The sequence below is a fragment of the Salmonella sp. SJTUF14076 genome (genome assembly GCF_015534835.1).
GTDB lineage: Bacteria > Pseudomonadota > Gammaproteobacteria > Enterobacterales > Enterobacteriaceae > Salmonella > Salmonella enterica.
Genome location: NZ_CP064674.1, coordinates 4,623,243 through 4,642,006, shown reverse-complemented (window position 1 = coordinate 4,642,006; position 18,764 = coordinate 4,623,243). Strand labels below are relative to the sequence as shown.

At 54.2% G+C, this 18,764-nt stretch carries 16 protein-coding genes, 4 tRNA genes and 1 pseudogene; 17 read left to right on the top strand and 4 right to left on the bottom strand.

What is annotated here, in order from left to right:
• Positions 1–4 precede the first annotated feature (4 nt).
• From wzzE to tnpA, 17 genes and pseudogenes are all read left to right on the top strand, one after another.
• A complete protein-coding gene (gene wzzE / locus HU143_RS22265) occupies positions 5–1,051 on the top strand; it encodes an ECA polysaccharide chain length modulation protein (RefSeq protein ID WP_000193414.1) in 1,047 nt (348 codons plus the stop codon).
• Between the two features lie 55 nt (positions 1,052–1,106).
• A complete protein-coding gene (wecB, locus tag HU143_RS22260) occupies positions 1,107–2,237 on the top strand; it encodes a non-hydrolyzing UDP-N-acetylglucosamine 2-epimerase (protein WP_000866685.1) in 1,131 nt (376 codons plus the stop codon).
• On the top strand, positions 2,234–3,496 hold the full coding sequence (gene wecC, locus HU143_RS22255) for a UDP-N-acetyl-D-mannosamine dehydrogenase (RefSeq protein WP_000011236.1): 1,263 nt from the start codon (positions 2,234–2,236) through the stop codon (positions 3,494–3,496). The genes wecB and wecC overlap by 4 nt, the downstream gene beginning before the upstream one ends.
• A complete protein-coding gene (rffG, locus tag HU143_RS22250) occupies positions 3,496–4,563 on the top strand; it encodes a dTDP-glucose 4,6-dehydratase (RefSeq protein WP_023226833.1) in 1,068 nt (355 codons plus the stop codon). The genes wecC and rffG overlap by 1 nt, the downstream gene beginning before the upstream one ends.
• Positions 4,564–4,655: 92 nt before the next feature.
• Positions 4,656–4,820 (top strand): annotated as a pseudogene (locus HU143_RS22245) (glucose-1-phosphate thymidylyltransferase); the annotation flags it as partial.
• Positions 4,798–5,475 carry a dTDP-4-amino-4,6-dideoxy-D-galactose acyltransferase gene (rffC, locus tag HU143_RS22240; RefSeq protein ID WP_023226834.1) on the top strand — a complete coding sequence of 226 codons (678 nt, stop codon included), beginning with the start codon at positions 4,798–4,800 and terminating at the stop codon, positions 5,473–5,475. The pseudogene HU143_RS22245 and the gene rffC, both read left to right, overlap by 23 nt.
• Before the next feature lie 4 nt (positions 5,476–5,479).
• On the top strand, positions 5,480–6,610 hold the full coding sequence (gene rffA, locus HU143_RS22235; RefSeq protein ID WP_000612080.1) for a dTDP-4-amino-4,6-dideoxygalactose transaminase: 1,131 nt from the start codon (positions 5,480–5,482) through the stop codon (positions 6,608–6,610).
• A gap of 1 nt (position 6,611) precedes the next feature.
• Positions 6,612–7,862 (top strand): lipid III flippase WzxE, encoded by a 1,251-nt coding sequence (gene wzxE / locus HU143_RS22230; RefSeq protein ID WP_000050288.1) that lies wholly within the window; start codon positions 6,612–6,614, stop codon positions 7,860–7,862.
• Entirely contained in the window at positions 7,859–8,938 is a 1,080-nt protein-coding gene (locus HU143_RS22225) for a TDP-N-acetylfucosamine:lipid II N-acetylfucosaminyltransferase (protein WP_023226835.1), read from the top strand. The genes wzxE and HU143_RS22225 overlap by 4 nt, the downstream gene beginning before the upstream one ends.
• A complete protein-coding gene (gene wzyE / locus HU143_RS22220; protein WP_023226836.1) occupies positions 8,935–10,293 on the top strand; it encodes an ECA oligosaccharide polymerase in 1,359 nt (452 codons plus the stop codon). The genes HU143_RS22225 and wzyE overlap by 4 nt, the downstream gene beginning before the upstream one ends.
• Entirely contained in the window at positions 10,290–11,030 is a 741-nt protein-coding gene (gene wecG / locus HU143_RS22215; RefSeq protein WP_000183617.1) for a lipopolysaccharide N-acetylmannosaminouronosyltransferase, read from the top strand. The genes wzyE and wecG overlap by 4 nt, the downstream gene beginning before the upstream one ends.
• 206 nt (positions 11,031–11,236) lie before the next feature.
• On the top strand, positions 11,237–12,622 hold the full coding sequence (gene thrP / locus HU143_RS22210; protein ID WP_000818378.1) for a bifunctional threonine/serine APC transporter ThrP: 1,386 nt from the start codon (positions 11,237–11,239) through the stop codon (positions 12,620–12,622).
• Positions 12,623–12,724: 102 nt separating this feature from the next.
• Positions 12,725–12,801 (top strand) — tRNA-Arg (locus HU143_RS22205).
• 54 nt (positions 12,802–12,855) lie between these two features.
• Positions 12,856–12,931: transfer RNA gene (locus tag HU143_RS22200), tRNA-His, on the top strand.
• 20 nt (positions 12,932–12,951) lie between these two features.
• A tRNA-Leu gene (locus HU143_RS22195) sits at positions 12,952–13,038 on the top strand.
• A gap of 42 nt (positions 13,039–13,080) precedes the next feature.
• A tRNA-Pro gene (locus tag HU143_RS22190) sits at positions 13,081–13,157 on the top strand.
• A 657-nt stretch (positions 13,158–13,814) separates the two neighbouring features.
• Entirely contained in the window at positions 13,815–14,273 is a 459-nt protein-coding gene (gene tnpA, locus HU143_RS22185) for an IS200/IS605-like element IS200F family transposase (protein ID WP_000502119.1), read from the top strand.
• 176 nt (positions 14,274–14,449) lie between these two features.
• Here the strand turns inward: tnpA and hemY are convergent, their stop codons facing one another.
• Genes hemY through hemC form a run of 4 tightly spaced genes read right to left on the bottom strand, consistent with a single transcriptional unit; the run spans position 14,450 to position 18,518 of the window.
• Positions 14,450–15,646, bottom strand: a complete 1,197-nt coding sequence (gene hemY, locus HU143_RS22180; RefSeq protein ID WP_001546072.1) for a protoheme IX biogenesis protein HemY — start codon at positions 15,644–15,646, stop codon at positions 14,450–14,452.
• A 2-nt stretch (positions 15,647–15,648) separates the two neighbouring features.
• Positions 15,649–16,818, bottom strand: coding sequence for a uroporphyrinogen-III C-methyltransferase (hemX, locus tag HU143_RS22175; RefSeq protein ID WP_000138962.1), 1,170 nt, complete (start codon positions 16,816–16,818; stop codon positions 15,649–15,651).
• Between the two features lie 21 nt (positions 16,819–16,839).
• Positions 16,840–17,580 (bottom strand): uroporphyrinogen-III synthase, encoded by a 741-nt coding sequence (gene hemD, locus HU143_RS22170; RefSeq protein WP_023227021.1) that lies wholly within the window; start codon positions 17,578–17,580, stop codon positions 16,840–16,842.
• Positions 17,577–18,518: a hydroxymethylbilane synthase gene (gene hemC, locus HU143_RS22165; RefSeq protein ID WP_001521319.1), complete on the bottom strand. Its 942-nt coding sequence runs from the start codon at positions 18,516–18,518 to the stop codon at positions 17,577–17,579. Before hemC ends, hemD begins: the two co-directional genes overlap by 4 nt.
• Positions 18,519–18,764 lie beyond the last annotated feature (246 nt).

Genomic DNA, 18,764 nt, shown 5'->3' with positions numbered 1-18,764 from the left:
TACGATGACACAACCATTACCGGGGGCACGCGCGGTGAGCGCTGAAAATGAACTGGATATTCGCGGGTTGTTTCGTACTTTATGGGCTGGCAAATTCTGGATTATCGGCATTGGCCTGCTATTTGCCCTTATCGCGTTAGCCTATACCTTTTTTGCTCGTCAGGAGTGGAGTGCGACGGCGATCACCGATCGCCCAACCGTAAATATGTTGGGCGGTTATTACTCCCAGCAGCAGTTTCTGCGCAACCTGGATATTAAGACCGATCCTGCTTCTTCTGATAAGCCCTCGGTGATGGATGAAGCGTATAAAGAGTTCATCATGCAACTTGCCTCCTGGGATACGCGTCGCGATTTCTGGTTACAGACGGACTATTACAAGCAGCGAATGGTCGGGAATAGCAAAGCTGATGCGGCGATGCTTGATGAACTGATCAATAACATACAGTTTACGCCCGGCGATTTTACACGCGCCATCAACGACAACGTGAGGCTGATTGCTGAAACTGCGCCGGATGCCAATAATCTGCTGCGTCAGTATGTCGCATTCGCCAGTCAGCGGGCAGCGAGCCATCTGAATGATGAATTAAAAGGTGCCTGGGCTGCGCGTACCGTGCAGATGAAAGCGCAGGTCAAACGGCAGGAAGAGGTTGCGAAAGCGATCTATTCACGTCGTGTAAACAGTATTGAGCAGGCGCTCAAAATTGCGGAACAACATAATATTTCTCGTAGCGCGACGGATGTTCCGGCTGATGAATTACCGGACTCAGAGCTTTTTTTACTCGGTCGCCCTATGTTGCAGGCGCGTCTTGAAAATCTGCAAGCGGTTGGCCCTGCGTTCGATTTGGACTACTTTCAAAATCGGGCAATGTTGAATACGCTTAATGTGGGGCCGACCCTGGACCCTCGTTTTCAGACCTATCGTTATTTGCGTACGCCGGAAGAACCGGTAAAACGTGATAGCCCACGCCGAGCCTTCCTGATGATTATGTGGGGTATCGTTGGGGCGCTAATCGGTGCGGGCGTTGCCTTAACCCGTCGCCGCACGATTTAGCAACACCTCTGCAGTAGGGGGCTGGGCCCCTACTGTCTATTCGAAGAGAATCGATGTGAAAGTACTGACTGTATTTGGTACACGACCGGAGGCCATTAAGATGGCGCCTCTGGTCCATGCGCTGGAAAAAGATCCTCATTTCGAGGCCAAAGTATGCGTTACTGCGCAGCATCGGGAGATGCTTGATCAGGTATTAACTCTTTTTTCTATTGTGCCTGATTACGATCTCAACATTATGCAGCCGGGACAGGGGTTAACGGAAATTACCTGCCGAATTCTGGAGGGATTAAAGCCGATCCTGGCAGATTTTAAACCTGATGTGGTGCTGGTTCATGGAGATACCACCACTACGATTGCTACCAGCCTGGCGGCTTTCTATCAACGAATTCCGGTAGGGCACGTAGAAGCCGGGTTGCGAACCGGCGATCTCTATTCCCCCTGGCCGGAAGAGGCAAACCGCACGCTGACCGGACATCTGGCGATGTACCACTTTGCGCCGACGGAAAACTCGCGGCAGAATCTGTTGCGGGAGAACATTCCGGATGAGCGCATTTTTGTCACTGGCAATACCGTTATCGACGCGCTGATCTGGGTACGCGATCGCGTTCTGACGAGCGATACATTACAGGCTGAACTGGCCGAGCAGTATCCTTTCCTCAACGCGAATAAGAAGATGATTTTGGTGACCGGTCATCGGCGTGAAAGCTTTGGTCAGGGCTTTGAGCATATCTGCCAGGCGCTGGCGGAAATCGCCGCCGCGAACCAGAATGTGCAAATTGTCTATCCGGTGCATCTCAATCCCAACGTCAGCGAACCTGTCAACCGTATCCTCGGCCATGTTGAAAACGTGGTACTGATTGAGCCGCAGGACTACTTACCTTTTGTCTGGCTGATGAATCACGCCTGGCTCATTCTGACCGATTCCGGCGGTATTCAGGAAGAAGCGCCGTCATTAGGTAAGCCGGTATTGGTCATGCGTGAAACCACAGAGCGTCCGGAAGCCATTACCGCTGGTACGGTAAGACTGATCGGCACGGACTCCCGGCGCATTGTGGCGGAAGTTATGCGTCTGCTGCACGACGAAAATGAATATCAAACCATGAGCCGCGCCCATAATCCTTATGGTGACGGGCAATCATGCGCGCGCATTTTACAGGCGTTAAAAAGTTATCGGGTATCGTTATGAGTTTTACGACCATTTCTGTTATTGGGCTGGGGTATATCGGATTACCGACTGCGGCCGCTTTTGCTTCCCGCCAGAAGCAGGTTATCGGCGTGGATATCAACCAACATGCGGTAGACACCATAAATCGCGGTGAAATTCACATCGTGGAGCCGGCGTTGGGCAATGTGGTGAAGATGGCGGTGGAAGGCGGCTTTCTGCGTGCGACGACGACACCTGTCGAGGCCGATGCGTACCTGATTGCCGTGCCGACGCCATTCAAAGGCGATCACGACCCTGACATGGCCTATGTGGAAGCCGCGGCGAAATCCATTGCGCCGGTATTAAAAAAAGGGGCACTGGTGATTCTGGAATCAACATCGCCGGTCGGCGCAACGGAGCAAATGGCTGGCTGGCTGGCCGGGATGCGCCCGGATCTGACCTTTCCCCAGCAGGCGGGCGAGCAGGCCGACGTGAATATCGCCTATTGTCCGGAGCGTGTGCTGCCGGGTCAGGTGATGGTGGAACTCATTAAAAATGACCGCGTGATTGGCGGTATGACGCCAGTATGTTCGGCTCGCGCCAGCGCGCTGTACAAAATTTTCCTTGAGGGCGAATGCGTTGTCACCAACTCGCGCACCGCAGAGATGTGCAAGCTGACGGAAAATAGCTTCCGTGATGTGAATATCGCCTTTGCGAATGAATTGTCGCTGATTTGCGCCGAACAGGGGATTAACGTCTGGGAATTGATCCGCCTGGCGAACCGCCATCCGCGCGTCAATATTTTGCAGCCGGGCCCAGGCGTTGGCGGGCACTGCATTGCGGTCGATCCGTGGTTTATTGTGGCGCAAAATCCGCAGCAGGCGAGACTGATTCGCACCGCGCGTGAAGTGAATGACGGCAAACCGCACTGGGTGGTCGATCAGGTAAAAGCCGCGGTCGCAGATTGCCTGGCGGCCACCGATAAACGCGCCAGCGAAGTGAAAATCGCCTGTTTTGGGCTGGCCTTTAAGCCGAATATCGACGATCTGCGCGAAAGCCCGGCGATGGGGATCGCGCAAAGTATCGCCCGCTGGCACAGCGGCGAAACCCTGGTCGTCGAACCGAATATCCGTCAGTTGCCGAAAAAATTGGACGGACTTTGCACGCTGGCGAAGCTGGACGCGGCGCTGGCCGCCGCCGATGTGCTGGTGATGCTGGTCGATCACGACGAATTTAAAGCGATCCCCGGCGATGCGGTTCATCAACGTTATGTGGTTGATACCAAAGGAGTCTGGCGCTGATGAAACGCATTCTGGTGACCGGAGGCGCAGGCTTTATCGGATCTGCGGTGGTGCGGCATATCATCCATGAAACGCCAGACGCGGTGGTGGTGGTGGATAAACTCACCTATGCGGGCAACCTGATGTCTCTGGCGTCGGTGGCGCAAAGCGACCGTTTCGCCTTTGAGAAGGTGGATATCTGCGATCGGGCATCACTGGAGCGAGTTTTCCAGCAGTATCGGCCCGATAGTGTGATGCACCTGGCGGCGGAAAGCCATGTAGACCGTTCCATCGACGGCCCGGCGGCGTTTATTGAAACGAATATCGTTGGTACTTACACCTTGCTGGAAGCCGCTCGCGCTTACTGGTCCGCGCTTGACGCGGACGCTAAAGCGGCGTTCCGCTTCCACCATATCTCCACCGATGAAGTGTATGGCGATCTGCATACTGCAGACGATTTCTTCACCGAAACCACGCCATATGCGCCAAGCAGCCCTTATTCCGCCTCCAAAGCCAGCAGCGACCATCTGGTACGCGCCTGGTTACGTACCTACGGTCTGCTTACGCTTGTCACCAACTGCTCTAATAACTACGGGCCCTACCATTTCCCGGAAAAACTGATCCCGCTGATGATTCTGAACGCGCTGGCGGGTAAACCATTGCCGGTCTATGGCAACGGTCAGCAAATTCGCGACTGGCTGTATGTAGAGGATCATGCCCGTGCGTTGTATCACGTGGTGACGAACGGCGCGGTGGGCGAAACGTATAATATCGGCGGTCATAACGAACGTAAAAATCTGGATGTGGTCAGGACGATCTGCGCTCTGCTGGAAGAACTGGCCCCACAAAAACCGCAGGGTGTGGCGAATTATCACGATCTGATTACCTTCGTCGACGATCGACCCGGCCATGACTTACGTTATGCCATCGACGCGTCGAAAATCGCCCGCGAGCTGGGCTGGACGCCGCAGGAAACCTTCGAAAGTGGGATGCGAAAAACCGTTCAGTGGTATCTCGCCAATGAGGCCTGGTGGAAACCCGTGCAGGATGGCAGTTATCAGGGCGAACGCTTAGGACTGAAACGCTAAACGACAGGTTCTTACTCCTGGAGGAGAAACGAATGAAAGGCATCATTCTGGCGGGAGGTTCCGGTACCCGGTTGCATCCCATTACGCGCGGCGTATCAAAGCGCCAGGGCTTCAAAATTGCCTGTCTGGAGGAGATTGCCTGGCGCAACGGCTGGCTGGATGATGATGGTTTGAAACGCGCCGCCAGTCAGCTTGAAAAAACCGGCTATGGCCAATATTTACTGGAGTTGCTCCGTGCCCGTCCGCGCCAGTATTGAACCGTTACTCTGGGAAAATACGTTCTTTGGCGTGAATAGCGGCATTGTGCGTATCGATGTCTCAGCGCCCGAATTAACGCCAGAAGCGCTGCAGGCATGGCAACGCGTGCAGGCAAAAGTGCCGGCTGAAAACATCGCCTGGCTGTCGGCGTTGCAATCGCTGGGATTCTCTTTGGTTGAAGGCGAGGTGGATTTTGCGTTGCCGGTAAAAGGGCATCGCGACCAGCATGGCGCGGAAATTGCACATCTTAAAGACATTCCTGCTTTGCGTCAGTTGGCCGGAGAGGCGTTTACGCAGAGTCGTTTTCGCGCGCCGTGGTATGCGCCCGACGCCAGCGCCCGTTTTTACGCCCAGTGGATTGAGAATGCGGTACGCGGCACGTTTGATCACCAATGCCTGGTGCTTCGCACGGAGACAGGCGCTATCCGCGGTTACGTCTCGCTGCGGGAATTGAATGATACCGACGCGCGCATCGGTCTGTTGGCCGGACGCGGCGCGGGAGCGGAACTTATGCAGGCGGCGATCTGTTGGGCGCAGAGTCGCGGCAAAGCAACATTGCGGGTGGCGACCCAGTTGGGCAACACCGCCGCGCTTAAACGTTACATACAAAGCGGTGCCAACATCGAAAGCACTGCGTACTGGTTATACAGGTGACAACATGATTCCTTTTAATGCGCCGCCGGTGGTGGGAACCGAACTCGAATACATGCAGTCTGCAATGAGCAGCGGCAAACTGTGCGGCGACGGCGGCTTTACGCGTCGTTGCCAGCAGTGGCTGGAGCAACATTTCGGCAGCGCGAAGGTGTTGCTAACGCCTTCCTGTACCGCATCGCTGGAGATGGCGGCTCTGTTGTTGGATATTCAGCCCGGCGATGAAGTGATCATGCCGAGCTTTACGTTTGTCTCCACTGCTAACGCTTTTGTCCTGCGCGGCGCGAAAATTGTGTTTGTCGATATTCGTCCGGATACGATGAATATTGACGAAACGCTGATTGAGGCGGCGATTACTGATAAAACCCGTGCTATCGTGCCGGTACACTACGCTGGCGTCGCTTGTGAAATGGACGTCATCATGGCGCTGGCGGATAAGTATAATCTGTTCGTTGTCGAGGATGCCGCCCAGGGTGTGATGTCCACGTACAAAGGGCGCGCGTTAGGGACGATCGGTCACATCGGCTGTTTTAGCTTCCATGAAACCAAAAATTACACCGCTGGCGGCGAAGGCGGCGCGACGCTGATCAACGATCGTACGCTAATTGAACGCGCGGAGATCATCCGCGAAAAAGGCACCAACCGTAGCCAGTTCTTCCGTGGTCAGGTGGACAAATACACCTGGCGGGATATCGGCTCCAGTTACTTGATGTCCGATCTGCAGGCTGCCTACCTGTGGGCGCAACTGGAGGCCGCCGATCGTATCAATCAACAGCGTCTGTCGCTGTGGCAGACTTACTACGATGCGTTAACGCCGCTGGCGCGCGCCGGGCGTATCGAGCTGCCTTCTATTCCGGAAAACTGCGGGCATAATGCCCATATGTTTTACATCAAACTGCGGGATATCGCCGATCGCAGCGCGCTGATTAATTTCCTGAAAGAGGCGGAAATCATGGCGGTATTCCATTACATTCCGCTGCATGATTGTCCGGCGGGCGATAAATTCGGCGAGTTTATCGGGGACGATGTCTACACCACAAAAGAGAGCGAACGTTTGTTGCGTCTGCCGCTGTTTTATAACCTTGCGCCCGTCGATCAACGAACGGTGATTACTACCTTGCTAAATTATTTCTCCTGATATGTCGCTTGCTAAAGCCTCCCTGTGGACGGCGGTCAGTACGCTGGTAAAAATTGGCGCCGGACTGCTGGTGGTGAAACTACTGGCCGTCTCTTTTGGCCCGGCGGGCGTCGGACAAGCGGGTAACTTCCGCCAGATGATTACCGTGCTGGGCGTATTGGCTGGCGCCGGGATATTTAACGGCGTTACCAAACTTGTCGCACAACATCATGATGACCCGGCGCAGTTACGTACCGTGGTGGGAACCTCCTCCGCGATGGTATTGGGGTTCTCTACGCTGCTGGCGCTGGTCTTCCTGCTGGCGGCGGCGCCGATTAGCCAGGGATTGTTCGGTCATACGGACTATCAAGGGCTGGTGCGTCTGGTTGCGCTGGTACAAATGGGGATCGCCTGGGCGAACCTGCTGCTGGCGCTAATGAAGGGCTTTCGTGACGCGTCGGGTAATGCCTTATCGTTAATTGTCGGCAGCTTTTTGGGCGTCGCCGCCTGGTATCTCTGCTATCGTGTCGGCGGCTATGAAGGCGCTCTGCTTGGCCTGGCGCTGGTGCCGGCGCTGGTAGTAGTGCCCGCCGGTATAATACTGATTAAGCGCGGCACCGTCCCGCTACGCTATCTCAAGCCCTCCTGGAACAACGGTCTGGCAGGGCAGCTCAGTAAATTTACCCTGATGGCGCTGATTACCTCCGTTACGATGCCGGTCGCCTATGTGATGATGCGAAACCAACTGGCCGCGCACTATAGCTGGAGCGATGTCGGGATCTGGCAGGGTGTAAGCAGCATTTCTGATGCCTATCTGCAATTTATCACCGCCTCCTTCAGCGTTTACCTGTTACCTACGCTCTCACGCCTGACGGAAAAACAGGACATTACGCGTGAAGTGGTAAAAGCGCTGAAATTTGTTTTACCGGCGGTTGCGGCGGCGAGTTTTACCGTCTGGCTACTGCGCGATTTTGCTATCTGGCTGCTTTTTTCCGCCAAATTCACCGCGATGCGCGATCTGTTCGCCTGGCAGTTAGTGGGCGACGTGCTGAAAGTCGGCGCCTATGTTTTCGGTTATCTGGTGATTGCCAAAGCGTCGTTGCGATTTTACATTCTGGCTGAAATTAGCCAGTTCATTCTGTTAACGGCGTTCGCTCACTGGCTGATTCCCGCTCACGGCGCGCTGGGTGCGGCACAGGCTTATATGGCCACCTATATTGTCTATTTTTCACTTTGTTGCGGCGTATTTTTACTCTGGCGTAGGCGAGCATGACTGTACTGATTCACGTCCTGGGATCGGATATCCCTCACCATAACCACACCGTGCTGCGGTTTTTCAATGATACGCTGGCCGCCGCAAGCGAACACGCGCGTGAATTTATGGTTGCCGGTGAAGATAACGGCTTCACGGAAAGCTGCCCGGCGCTCTCGCTTCGTTTTTATGGCAGTAAGAAAGCGCTGGCGCAGGCGGTTATCGCCAAAGCGAAAGCAAATCGTCGACAGAGATTCTTCTTTCACGGTCAGTTCAACACCAGCCTGTGGCTGGCGCTGTTAAGCGGTGGTATTAGGCCAGCTCAGTTTTACTGGCATATCTGGGGCGCGGATCTCTACGAAGTGTCCCACGGGCTGAAATTCCGCCTTTTCTACCCGCTTCGTCGTATCGCGCAGGGGCGAGTAGGGGGGGTATTCGCGACGCGCGGCGATCTCAGCTATTTTGCGCACCAGCACCCGAGCGTACGCGGCGAGTTGCTCTATTTCCCGACGCGCATGGATCCTTCCCTGAACTCTATGGCAAAAGAGCGCCAACGTTCGGGGAAATTGACTATTTTAGTAGGGAACTCCGGCGATCGCAGTAACCAACATATTGCGGCGTTACGGGCGGTGTATCAGCAGTTTGGCGATACGGTAAACGTGGTGGTGCCGATGGGCTATCCGGCCAATAACCAGGCCTATATTGATGAGGTTCGTCAGGCCGGTCTGGCGCTATTTAGCGCCGAAAATCTACAAATTCTTAGCGAAAAAATGGAATTTGATGCCTATCTTGCGCTGTTGCGCCAGTGCGACCTCGGTTATTTTATTTTTGCCCGCCAACAGGGGATCGGGACGTTGTGTCTGCTAATTCAGGCCGATATCCCGTGCGTACTGAACCGCGACAATCCTTTCTGGCAGGATATGGCGGAACAGCATCTGCCCGTCCTGTTTACCACGGACGATCTTAATGAGCAGGTCGTGCGCGAGGCGCAGCGTCAGCTCGCATCGGTAGATAAAAGCGGCATCACCTTCTTTAGCCCCAACTACCTGCAACCGTGGCATAATGCGTTGAGAATCGCCGCAGGAGAAGCCGAATGAGTTTAATGCAATTCAGCGGGCTGCTGGTGGTCTGGCTGCTCTCTACGCTGTTTATCGCCACGCTGACCTGGTTTGAATTCCGCCGCGTGCGTTTTAACTTCAACGTTTTCTTTTCGTTGCTGTTTTTGTTGACCTTCTTTTTTGGTTTTCCGCTAACCAGCGTGCTGGTATTTCGTTTCGACGTTGGCGTCGCGCCGCCGGAAATCTTATTGCAGGCTCTATTATCCGCCGCCTGTTTCTACGGCGTGTATTACGTGACCTATAAAACGCGTTTACGCAAACGCGTTGTGGATGTACCACGCAAGCCGCTATTTACCATGAACCGGGTGGAAACCCACCTTACCTGGGTGATCCTGATGGGCATCGCGCTGGTGAGCGTGGCGATTTTCTTTATGCATAACGGCTTTTTGCTGTTCCGGCTGCACTCCTACAGCCAGATCTTTTCCAGCGAAGTCTCCGGCGTGGCGTTAAAACGGTTCTTCTATTTCTTCATTCCGGCAATGCTGGTGGTCTATTTCCTGCGCCAGGACAGCAAAGCGTGGCTGTTTTTTCTGGTGAGCACCGTCGCGTTTGGTCTGTTGACCTACATGATTGTCGGCGGCACGCGCGCCAACATCATTATAGCGTTTGCTATCTTCCTGTTTATCGGCATTATTCGGGGCTGGATCAGCCTGTGGATGCTGGCGGCGGCGGGCGTGCTGGGGATTGTCGGTATGTTCTGGCTGGCGCTCAAACGCTACGGATTAAATGTGAGCGGCGATGAGGCGTTCTATACGTTTCTTTATCTGACGCGCGATACCTTTTCGCCGTGGGAGAATCTGGCGCTGCTGTTGCAAAATTACCACAATATCGATTTTCAGGGGCTGGCCCCTATCGCGCGTGATTTCTACGTCTTTATTCCCACCTGGTTATGGCCGGGACGACCCAGTATTGTGCTGAACTCTGCGAATTACTTCACCTGGGAAGTCCTGAACAACCATTCTGGCCTGGCGATATCGCCAACGCTTATTGGATCGCTGGTGGTCATGGGCGGGGCGCTGTTTATTCCGCTCGGCGCGATCGTCGTCGGGCTGATTATCAAATGGTTCGACTGGCTGTATGAACTGGGTAACCGGGAGCCCAATCGCTATAAGGCGGCGATTCTGCACAGTTTCTGCTTTGGCGCCATCTTTAATATGATTGTGCTGGCGCGAGAAGGGCTGGATTCGTTTGTTTCGCGCGTGGTTTTCTTCCTGGTGGTTTTTGGCGCCAGCCTGCTGGTCGCTAAGCTTCTGTTCTGGTTATTTGATAGCGCCGGACTGATTCATAAACGTACAACTTCGCTCCCTCAGGCACAGGTGGAAGGAAAACTATGACCAATAATGCCGCTGCGCCCCTTTACTCGCTGCGCGGGTTACCTCTGATTGGCTGGCGCGACATGTCACATGCGCTGAATTATCTGTTTGCCGATGGTCAACTGAAGCAAGGCACGTTGGTGGCGATCAACGCCGAAAAGCTGCTGACGGCGGAAGATAATCCGGAAGTACGCGCGTTGATAGCGGCGGCGGAATTTAAATATGCCGATGGCATCAGCGTGGTGCGTTCAATACGTAAAAAATTTCCGCAGGCGCAGGTTTCTCGTGTGGCTGGCGCCGACCTTTGGGAAGCGTTAATGGCGCGCGCGGGGAAAGAAGGCACACCGGTATTTCTTGTCGGCGGCAAGCCTGAGGTGCTGGCGCAGACGGAAGCAAAACTGCGGACGCAGTGGAACGTCAATATTGTGGGTAGCCAGGATGGTTACTTTACGCCGGAGCAGCGTCAGGCGCTATTTGCGCGTATCCATGCCAGCGGCGCGAAAATTGTCACCGTCGCGATGGGATCGCCAAAACAGGAATTACTCATGCGCGATTGTCGGGAAGTGCATCCCCATGCGTTATATATGGGGGTGGGCGGGACCTATGATGTGTTTACCGGTCACGTCAAACGCGCCCCAAAAATATGGCAGAACCTGGGGCTGGAGTGGTTGTATCGTCTGCTTTCTCAACCGAAGCGTATTACCCGCCAGATGCGTCTGCTGCGCTACCTTCGCTGGCACTATACTGGCGATCTCTAATTCTCCCTTCTGATGACTTGAGCAGCGGATTGTGCTTATGGCGCTGCTCATTTACAACATAATCGATGATTTCTTACACAATAAGTGCATTTTTTTAATGCTTCATTTGCCATTTGTCCAAATTTAAGAAAATATTCGCAACAATCGATGTACCCATAACAATAACCGGTACTACCGGAACCGTTGCAAACACGACATGAGGATTTATGGCAGAGAAAAAACCGGAGCTACAGCGTGGGCTGGAAGCTCGTCATATTGAATTGATTGCCCTCGGGGGCACCATCGGCGTCGGACTCTTTATGGGCGCCGCCAGTACGCTGAAATGGGCGGGCCCGTCAGTGCTGCTGGCGTATATCATCGCCGGATTGTTCGTCTTTTTCATCATGCGTTCGATGGGGGAGATGCTCTTTCTGGAACCTGTTACCGGCTCCTTTGCCGTGTACGCCCACCGGTATATGAGTCCTTTTTTTGGCTATCTTACCGCCTGGTCATACTGGTTTATGTGGATGGCGGTCGGGATCTCGGAAATTACCGCCATTGGGGTCTACGTCCAGTTCTGGTTTCCGGAGATGGCGCAGTGGATACCGGCGCTGATTGCCGTCGGACTGGTCGCGTTGGCGAATCTGGCTGCGGTGCGCCTGTATGGTGAAATCGAGTTCTGGTTTGCGATGATCAAAGTCACCACGATTATTGTGATGATCATCATCGGTCTGGGGGTGATTTTCTTCGGCTTTGGTAACGGCGGCCAGGCGATTGGCTTTGGTAATCTGACCGAGCATGGCGGCTTTTTTGCCGGCGGCTGGAAAGGCTTTCTGACCGCATTGTGTATCGTGGTGGCCTCTTATCAGGGGGTTGAGTTGATCGGTATTACCGCCGGTGAAGCGAAGAATCCGCAGGTGACGTTGCGTAGCGCGGTGGGTAAAGTGCTGTGGCGTATCCTGATTTTTTATGTTGGCGCGATTTTCGTGATCGTCACCATTTTCCCGTGGAATGAGATTGGCAGTAACGGCAGTCCCTTTGTGCTCACCTTCGCGAAAATCGGCATCACCGCCGCGGCAGGCATTATCAACTTTGTCGTGCTGACGGCGGCGCTCTCCGGCTGTAACAGCGGAATGTATAGCTGTGGGCGTATGCTTTACGCGCTGGCGAAAAACCGTCAACTGCCGGCGGCAGTCGCGAAAGTCTCTCGCCACGGCGTGCCGGTCGCGGGCGTGGCGCTCTCTATTTTGATTTTGCTGGTAGGTTCTTGCCTGAACTACATCATCCCCAATCCGCAGCGCGTCTTTGTTTACGTTTATAGCGCCAGCGTACTGCCGGGGATGGTGCCGTGGTTTGTCATTCTGATTAGCCAACTGCGCTTTCGTCGGGCGCATAAAGAAGCGATTGCGGATCATCCTTTTCGTTCCATTATGTTTCCGTGGGCGAACTATTTGACGATGGCGTTTCTGGTTTGCGTTTTAATCGGCATGTACTTTAATGAAGATACGCGCATGTCGCTGTTTGTCGGCGTCATCTTCCTGCTGGCCGTCACGCTGGTCTACAAAGTTTTCGGTCTGAATCGTCACGGAACCGCCCACAAGGTGGGGGAATAAGCGCCAAAATGCGCAAAGCATAACCAAACGCGCATTTTATTTAAAAAGGCACTGGACAGCGGGGTGTGAAGTCCGTATTATCCACCCCCGCAACGGCGCTAAGCGCCCGTAGCTCAGCTGGATAGAGCGCTGCCCTCCGGAGGCAGAGGTCTCAGGTTCGAATCCTGTCGGGCGTACCATTTATTTAGGTGCTTGAGCTGCGGTGGTTTAATACCGCGTAAAAAGTTTCAGTGGTGGCTATAGCTCAGTTGGTAGAGCCCTGGATTGTGATTCCAGTTGTCGTGGGTTCGAATCCCATTAGCCACCCCATTAATATAGAGTTGTGAAACGCGAAGGTGGCGGAATTGGTAGACGCGCTAGCTTCAGGTGTTAGTGTCCTTACGGACGTGGGGGTTCAAGTCCCCCCCCTCGCACCACGACTCAATGAATTGAACTAAAAATTCAAAAAAGCAGTATATCGGCGAGTAGCGCAGCTTGGTAGCGCAACTGGTTTGGGACCAGTGGGTCGGAGGTTCGAATCCTCTCTCGCCGACCAATTTTGAACCCCGCTTCGGCGGGGTTTTTTGTTTTCTGTTCATTTTCAACTACTTATCCCGCACGTGTTGCCATTATGGTTTATTGGCGATATCCCAGACTTTATTTGTCGCTATTCGGTGACGAGTAATCTATTGATTTATAATCACTTTGTAAAAAGCATCCTGTTCTGTCTCCGCCGGGCGACACGCTAAAACCTCGCCAGCAGCGGGGGGATGTCAATCGCGTGAATTCTCTACGTTTTTTTAACGCCTGCGCCTGTTTTTTAGCGGTGCAAAGATGGCACGTTATGTGCAATAATGTACGGGTAGATGCTCATTCCATCTCTTATGTTCGCCTTCTGGCCTCATAAACTCAGGAATGATGCAGAGCCGTTTACGGTGCTTATCGTCCACTGACAGATGTCGCTTACGCCTCATCAAACACCCTGGACACAACGTTGAGTGAAGCACCCCTTTATGTTGTCATACAGACCTGTTTTGACGCCTGCCCCTTAACCGGGCAGGCGTTTTTTTGTCTATGGAAAACCCCCAGCTAGGCTGGGGGTTCCGGAAAGCTTTCAGCTTTAAGTCAGTTATTAAAACCCCTTTTGATTTGTTAAAACATCTTGCGGTCTGGCAACTGCAAAAGTTCAACAAGAAATCAAAAGGGGGTCCCAATGGGGGACGAAAAGAGCTTAGCGCACACCCGATGGAACTGTAAATATCACATAGTTTTCGCGCCCAAATACCGAAGACAAGCGTTCTATGGAGAGAAGCGTAGGGCAGTAGGCAGCATATTAAGAAAATTGTGTGAATGGAAAAACGTACGAATTCTGGAAGCGGAATGTTGTGCAGATCATATTCACATGCTTCTGGAGATCCCGCCGAAGATGAGTGTGTCGAGTTTCATGGGATATCTGAAGGGTAAAAGTAGTCTGATGCTTTACGAGCAGTTTGGGGATCTAAAATTCAAATACAGGAACAGGGAGTTCTGGTGCAGAGGGTACTATGTCGATACGGTGGGTAAGAACACGGCGAAGATACAGGACTACATAAAGCACCAGCTTGAAGAGGATAAAATGGGTGAGCAATTATCGATCCCTTATCCGGGCAGCCCGTTTACGGGCCGTAAGTAACGAAGTTTGATGCAAATGTCAGATCGTATGCGCCTGTTAGGGCGCGGCTGGTAAGAGAGCCTTACAGGCGCATCAGAAAAACCTCCGGCTATGCCGGAGGATATTTATTATGCATCCCGAATGATTTTGTGTAGGCGGTAAGCCCGGTAAGCGAAGCGCCACCGGGCAAGAGGGAATTACTGCGGGGGATTGTTCTGTAATGTCAGCATCAGGCCGTCGCGCCGCATGGCGGCGGCCTCTTCCGGTTGATGCAGTCGATCAAGCGCATCGGCAAGCCAGGCATAATCATACGCGTCCGGGCGTTGTTTCAGCGCGGCGCGGAAAGCCAGGGTCGCCTCCTGCCATTCACCGTGTTTCATTAGCGACTGGCCGAGCGTGCTCCATAACAGCGGGCGATCGCCTACCGTCTTGATTTGCTGGCGCAGCACTTTCTCCAGTTGTTCCGGATTATTGGTTCTGAGGCGAGGAATGGGCAGCACCAGCCGATCGTCATACTGGCGTTTCAGACCGTCGATGATAATCTGCTGCGCCATATCATGATCGTCACACTCGATTAGATGCTCGGCCATCGCGACCTGCAGCGCCACCTGATGGCGGGTTTTACGGCTTTGGTTTTTCCACCAGGTGCGTAATCCTTCGCTGCCCTGCTCGGCACGCGCCTGATCCATGAGTCCTATCCACGCCTGTTGTTCGAGCATGGCGCGATGCGCTTCATCGCCGACGTGCGCTTTCGCCATGGATGGGATGATATCCAGTAAAGAACTCCATGCGCTGGTGCGAATATAGGCCTGCTCCGCCAGACGCAGAACTTCCGGGTGACGCGGCGTGACCTCCAGCAGTTTGTCCACGCCGTGACGCGCTGCGTGATTTTCATTGCGCGCCAGCTGTAAGCGCACGCGTGTGATCTCGACCGGGATGGTGTCGTTCCCCGCCAACTCTGCCGCACGTTCAAGGTGCTGATTAGCGCGTGCTTCATCGCCGCGCTGCTGCGCCGCTTCTGCCGCCAGCAGATAATTGACCACCGGTTGTTCAGCATGGTCGGCATTTTTTGACATCAGCTTTTCAACCTGCTGATAGTCGCCCTCCGCCAGCTTCAGCAGCGCCTGTTCGGTCTGCTTGCGGGCGCGACGGCGTTTACGGCCGGCAAACCAACCGCGGGTGTGCGCGCCGGTACGAAACAGACGGCGTAGTAACCACTCAATGGCGAATAGCACCACCATAGCGACGATGAGAATGATCGCCAGGCCGGTGACGCTGGTTTCAATGTTGTAGTTATCGGTCTGGATTAACACATAGCCCTGGTGACCGGCTATCATCGGGCCGACCACGATACCCGCGAGCAACAACACAAAGAGCAATAATACTTTTAGCATCATTATTCTCCTTGCGGCGCGGCTGCCGGAGCGTCTGTCTGCGTGGCAGGCGCTGCCGTAGAGACTGTCGGTTGCGCCAGCAGATTACGCACGCGGGTTTGCATCAGTTTTTCAAGAATCGCCTGGCTTCCCAGGGTTTCCGGCAGATCCATCGTAATATTTTGCTGGCTTAATTTATCGACCTCCTCCAGGAAGGCTTTTGTCGCGGCGTCGTCAGTATCGTAATAAGCGCGAACCCAGGTCGAAACGTTATCCAGCGCCTGACGGTATGTTTCTTCCTGATGGCGTGGCACGGCCTGCGCGGCGACTAACAGGCGGGAGCGAATATTTTCGCGTAAATAGACGTCCTGGTTGGGCGCCAACAGCGGTACGGCGGTATCATCGCGGCGGCGAATGGTAATAAAGCTGTCCATAAAGTTCTGCCAGCTTTTTTGCAGGTTAACGCGCCATTCGCTTAGCGAGCTGGACAGCTCGCTGCTGTCTGAATCCATCGGCGAACCATCGGTATCGTTATCCGCCAGACGCAGGTTATCGATTTGGTTAGAGAGCTGATTGAGCTTGAGAATAATGCCGTCGTAGTCGATCTGCGCAACGGATGACAGGCTGGCGATATCGTCAGTAATCGCGCGTCGTGCGGTAATCAGGCTGGGGTCATTCATATCCGCCAGACTGGCGTCAGCGCTTTTGAGCAGCGCAGCGGCGGTAGTGACGTCCTGATCGCTCCACAGCTTGCGTCCGGCGAGTTTCACCAGGAAATCAGCCTGTGCCAGCAGCCAGGTTTTAGCATCGCTGCCGGAAATGGTGGCGACTTTTTGTTGTACTTCATCAAGCTGTTTCGCCAGCGCCGCCTGTTGGCGATTCGCGTCATCTAACTGCGCCGCTTGTTTTTTGATAATCCCTTCCAGCTCCGCTTTTTGGCTCTCCTGCGCCTTTTGCAAGGCGGTCAGTTGCGTCGCCAGCGCATCGCTGGTTTCCGTTTGCGCGGTTGCCTGCTGTTTTCCCCAGCCATAAAGCCCAATACCTGCCGCCAGGGCAATCGCAATCGCCACCGCGCTTAATACCAGCGCGGCGCCGTTCTTACTTTTTTTCTCGGTATTAACTGGCTGTGGCGTGGTTTCCACGCTCTCCCTGGTCTCATCAACCACGGCGGAGGATTTTTCTTGTTCCGTCATTATGGCATCCCATTATGAGAGTTATTGTAATGCGCGCAACAGCGCATCGTTGTCGGCGTTATCAGCGACCTTAATATCTTGCCAGCCCAGTTCCCGGGCGAGGTGCGCCAGACGCTCACTGACGACCAATAGCCGACAGCGTAGTAACCAGTGCTCACGATACCACTGGGGAGTCAGCGACCAGATCCGTTGCAACATCTCGCCGCTGGTAACAACAAGCGTTGTTACGCCGCGAGTATGCCAGCGCATCGCTTCTTCCGCGCCATCGTAATGTTTCTCACATCGTTGATAACATTCACAAAAACTGACTTCGGCTCCGCGAGCTGTCAGGGTTTCGCCCAGCAGTTCGCGGCCGCCATTGCCACGCAAAATCAGCGCGCGTTTGCCCGCAATATTTTGTAATTCAGGTAATTGTAGCAAGGCTTCGCTGATTTCCCGATCCAATGGATAACGAATATCGAACCCGCTAACGGTATGAAGGGCGAGCGCCGTGGTGCGGCCAATCGCGAAATAGCGCGGCGACGCAGGCCAGTTTCGGCCATCCCGCTGGAGCTGGGCGTGAGCAAAGGCGACGGCGTGCTGTGAAAGGGCAAAAACCAGATCGTTTTCCGTCAGTGTCGCCAGGCGGTCGGCCAGGGTGGGTAGCTCCCGGCCGGCGACAAATTCAATCAGTGGAAAACTCCAGGCCACCTGCCCCAGTGCGCGCAGACGGCTCACTAATGCTTCCCCTGCGGGAGAGGGGCGGGTGATCAGAATACTCATGCGGGCGTCTCGCCGTTATAAACTTCCGTCAGAATCGCGCGTGCGCCGTTTTCCAGCAGTTCCTCTGCAAGCGAGATGCCCATTTGCTCCGCCTGCTCGGGAGAACCACGACGTTCGCCGCGCACCATCACCGAACCGTCCGGTGCGCCAACCAGCGCGCGTAACCAAATTTCACCGTTGATGATTTCTGCATAGCTGCCAATCGGCACCTGACAACCGCCTTCCAGGCGGGTGTTCATAGCACGTTCCGCCGTTACGCGTAGCGCGGTTTGCGAGTGATTCAACGGTGCGAGCAGTGCCTGCGTTCGCGCGTCGTCAAGACGACACTCAATCCCGACGGCGCCCTGGCCTACGGCAGGAAGTGAAACGTCGGGCGGCAAGGCTGTGCGAATGCGCGACTCCAGACCTAAGCGTTTCAGACCGGCCACGGCCAGGATAATGGCGTCATAGTCGCCGTTGTCCAGCTTGCCGAGACGTGTGCCGACGTTGCCGCGCAACGAACGGATAATGAGGTCCGGACGGCGTTCCGCCAGTTGACACTGACGACGCAAACTGGACGTCCCGACGATACTACCCGCGGGCAGATCGTCCAGACTGTGATATTTATTCGAGACAAACGCGTCGCGCGGATCTTCGCGCTCGCAAATGGTCACCAGACCGAGACCGTCCGGGAAGGCCACCGGAACGTCTTTCATAGAGTGCACGGCGATATCAGCGCGTTTTTCCAGCAGCGCGATTTCAAGCTCTTTAACAAACAGTCCCTTACCGCCCACTTTCGCCAGGGGAGTATCGAGAATCACGTCGCCGCGTGTGACCATCGGCACCAGTTCTACCGTCAGTCCCGGATGGGTTGCCATCAATGCGTCTTTGACATAATGTGCCTGCCAAAGCGCAAGGGGACTTTGGCGTGTGGCAATTCTTAAAACATTGTCTAACATGCTTGTTACCGTCATTATCAATCATTGACCATCCTAACATCCTTATAGAGAGTATGTTAGTTTTCCGGTCACCGTGAGTGAGAGGATAAGGCGCAGTGTCGTCAATGACAGTGAATAATGACGAGAAACCGCCAGCCCGTATTTAAGAATTTACACGCAGCGAACGGTGCTACACTTGTATGTAGCGCATCTTTCTTTACGGTCAATGAGCAAGGTGTTAAATTGATCACGTTTTAGACCATTTTT